The 3,718-nt window shown below is 59.0% G+C and carries 1 protein-coding gene; it reads right to left on the reverse strand.

The genetic code is table 11. The features are described 5' to 3' along the window. Nucleotides 1–99: 99 nt before the first annotated feature. Nucleotides 100–3,669 carry a transporter substrate-binding domain-containing protein gene (locus tag ALO64_RS12900; protein WP_044345700.1) on the reverse strand — a complete coding sequence of 1,190 codons (3,570 nt, stop codon included), beginning with the start codon at nucleotides 3,667–3,669 and terminating at the stop codon, nucleotides 100–102. Nucleotides 3,670–3,718: the final 49 nt, after the last annotated feature.

The following is a 3,718-nucleotide window of genomic DNA, read 5'->3' on the forward strand; positions in this document are numbered from 1 at the left end:
CAAAAAAACTGATACTCCCTAACGGGAGGCAGGCCAGCGCCTGCCTCTCTTGCTTTTCCCCCGCTTGTTCCCCTTCGCTACATCGTCTTTGAAACGTCTTCAGTCAGGTTTCGCCTGCTGCAGAATCAGCGCGTCCTCAAGCTCGATCATCGCCAGCTCGACAACCTGCTGACAGGTATGGAACTGTTCATCCGGCGTGTCCGCTTCGCAGGCCTGCTCAAGTGCATCGCAGGCATCGACCACCCTTGAAGCGCTGATGATCCGTGCGGCACCTTTGATCCTGTGGGCCAGGTCGCGGGTTTTCCTGCGATTGTTTTCCGGTATCAGTCTGGCCAGCAACAGCCGGTCCTCGTGATTGCTTTGCAGTAGCTGCGCAAGCAGGCGTTCAACCATTTTTGGACGGTTACCGGTCAGGTTGCTGAGGCTGTCGAGGCTGAACGGCAGAGGTGTGCGCGCCAGCGGCGAAACGGCTGTCAGCCGTTCGCTGAGCATCGAAAGGCTGATGGGTTTGAAGAGGCAGTCGTCCATGCCTGCTGCGCGGCAGCGCTCGATCTCGTCAGGCTGCGCATTGGCCGTGAAGCCCCAGACCGGACAGCGTGGCTGGCCGTCTGCGTCTTCAATCGCGCGGATTGCAGTGGTCATGTCATAGCCGTTCATGACCGGCATGTTGCAGTCGACAACCACCAGATCAAAGGTATCGGTCTTCCAGTGCTCAAGCCCCTGCGCGCCGTTTTCGGCCATTTCGCAGTGGTGACCTAGAAAACCGAGTTGCTGGCAGAGCAGCAGCCGGTTGGCAGGATGGTCGTCGACGATCAGGATCCGTAGCGTCTGGTGAGCGACGGCTAGCGGTGGCGTAGTAACGGGCTGGCCTGTGAGTGGTTCAAGCGTGGTAAGCACCAGGTTCATACTGATCCGGGTGCCTTGGCCTGGTACGCTATCAAGCGAGAGGTTGCCGCCCATCATCATGCAAAGGCTGCGGCAAATCACCAGGCCCAGCCCGGCACCGGTGCGCGCCATCTGCCCGGTGTTATCGGCCTGGGCAAAGGGCTCGAACAAACGCTGCTGGTCTTCGGCGCTGATGCCTATACCGCTGTCCTGAACGGTAATGTGCAGGTGCAGCAGTTGCGGGTCCGGGCTCTCGGCTGCCTGCAGCACGATCTTGATCCGTCCCATAGGGGTGAACTTGATGGCGTTGCTTACGAGGTTGGACAGTATCTGTTTGAAGCGCAGAGGGTCGATCAGCACATCGGCGTTGATCCGGCTGTCCAGTTCCAGCACCAGGTCGAGGTCCTTCTGGCGAGCCAGACCGTCGAATACCCGCAGTACCGACTCTACCAGTCGACGCAGGTTCGCCCGCTCTGGATTCAGTGACAGCCGGCCGGATTCAATGCGCGCAATGTCGAGAATGTCACCGATCAGGTCCAGTAAGTCGTTGGCCGAGCTGTAGGCGACTTCGATGGCTGAGCGGTCCAGTTCGCCATGATCGGCACGTTTGAGCGCCAGCTCCAGCATTCCGATCACTGCATTCATGGGCGTACGGATTTCATGGCTCATGGTGGCAAGAAAGGTGCTCTTGGCACGGCTGGCAGCGTCAGCCTGTTCCTTGGCGGCCTGCAAGTCTTCAATAAGCTGGCGACGCTCGCTGATATCGATCCAGCCGCCAATGATGCCCTGCACCTCGCCCAGAGAGTCGCGAAAGGGGAGGATCCAGTGGTAGATAGTCATCTGCCGGTCGCCAATGCGCAGGGGCCGGTCGAGGATCAATGCAGTGTTACTGGCCATGACCCGTTGATAGTCGGCAGCGTATTCCCGCGCTTCGAAGGCATTGCCCAGCACTCCTTCGGTAGCGCTCTTGCCGATGATGTCTTCACGTTGCGCTGAGAAGACCCTCAGGTAGCTGTCATTGCACATACGCAGCATGCCTTCGCGATCCCGCACGTAGATCGGATGGGGCGTGCCTTCAACCAGTGCGCGCATGAATTCGAACTGGTCGCCCAGCGCCCGCTCTGCCGCTTCACGCTGACGTATCTGCCGCCGCATCCAGGCATTCCAGGCCAGCAGGCCCAGCAGCAACAGGCCTGCACTGATCAGAATCTGATAGATAAGGCGTTCGTAGTCATGCCAGCTGGCGCTTGAAGGGGCATAGGCGCGCCATCGATTGTTGATCGCCGCCAGATCCTGCGGCGCGATGCTTGCCAGCGCCTTGTCGAGAATCGAACTCAGCTCGGTGGCATTGCGTGAGGTAGCCATGGAAATCAGCGCCGGGTCCTCGCCGATGGTGGCGGTCATCTGCAGGCGTTCCTCGAAGATGCCTGAAGACAGAAAGTAGTCTGCGCTGAGCAGCGAAATGACCGCGCCTTCCGTTCTGCCCAGTGACAACATGTCCAGCGCCTGGAACGGGTTGTCGATTTCCAGCGGTACGACTCTGGGGTATTTGCGTCGCAGCCAGTCCAGCATCGGGCTGCCTTGGGTTATTGCCAGGCGTTTGCCGTCCATCTGTTCCAGATAGCTGGGCGAACCCTGGTCCTTGCGGGTGACCAGTACAAATGAGTTGTCGATATACGGCCGGCTGAAGCTCAGGTGGTCTTCTCGTTCATCGCTGGACACCAGTGCGCCGATCAGGTCCGCCTGGCCCTCGCTGACCTGGTTCAGCATATCGGTCAGGCTGGGCGAGCGCTTGACGTCGAACCTGAGGCCGGTGCGCAGGCGGACCAGTTCAAGCAGGTCGGCGGTGATGCCGCGAAAGTTGCCCTTGGCGTCAAAGAAGGTCAGCGGTGCGTACGCTTCGTTGACCACCACGCGTACGGTCGGGTGCTGAGCGATCCAGCGTTCCTCACGTTGCGTCAGTTGCAGCTTCTGGTCGGTGAGCATCAGGTCGCTGCCGGTGCTCCAGCGCCTGGAAATGTTGATGCGCTCATCGACTGGAATCGCTTTCAGTGTCTGGTTGATGACACCCAGCAATTGTGTGTTTTCATTGCTGACGGCGAAGCTGAAGCCATTGGGCTCGTGCTTGCCGAAATTCGACATTTGCACATTGTTCAGATAGCCCTTGTTGATGATGTACTGGGTGGAAATCGTATCGCCCAGAAAGACATCGGCCTGGTTGAAGGCTACGGCGTTGATGGCGTTCTGAAACGAGGGGTAGGTCTTCAGTGTTGCACCCGGGTACGTCGCCTCGACCTCTGCGGGTGGCAAATAGTGATAGACCATGCTCAGCCGCATGCCTTTCAGGCCATCGTTGAGGGGGCGCGTGTCTCCGACCCGGGTGACCAGCACGGGCTGATCCACCGAGTAGGGCTGTGACAGTCTGATGTTGCGATCAACTGCTTCAAAGCCGTTGGCAGTGCCCAGCAGGTCGACCTGGCCTGTGATCAGTGCCTTGATCGCTGCATCGCGGGTTTCGAAGCGCTGCACCCTGACCGGCAGGTCCAGCGCATCCGAAATGATGCCCGCGTAATCGGCAGTGATGCCTTCATAGTCGTTGCCTGACATTGTGATATCGAAGGGCGGGTAATCAGGGTTCGAGATGCCGAGAGTCAGTTCACGTTGACCGCGCACCCATTGCCATTGGTTGCTGTCCAGCTTCACGTCCATGTGTGCCGGGCTCGAGCGACCAAGCAGTGTGTAATGTTCGGCCGCATAAAGGCTGGCCTGAGCACTCCAGCCCATGCACAGGCCTGTGGCCAGTATTAATAATTGTCTAAGAGGGTGTAGACAA

The organism is Pseudomonas meliae (assembly GCF_001400515.1).
GTDB classification, from domain to species: domain Bacteria; phylum Pseudomonadota; class Gammaproteobacteria; order Pseudomonadales; family Pseudomonadaceae; genus Aquipseudomonas; species Aquipseudomonas amygdali.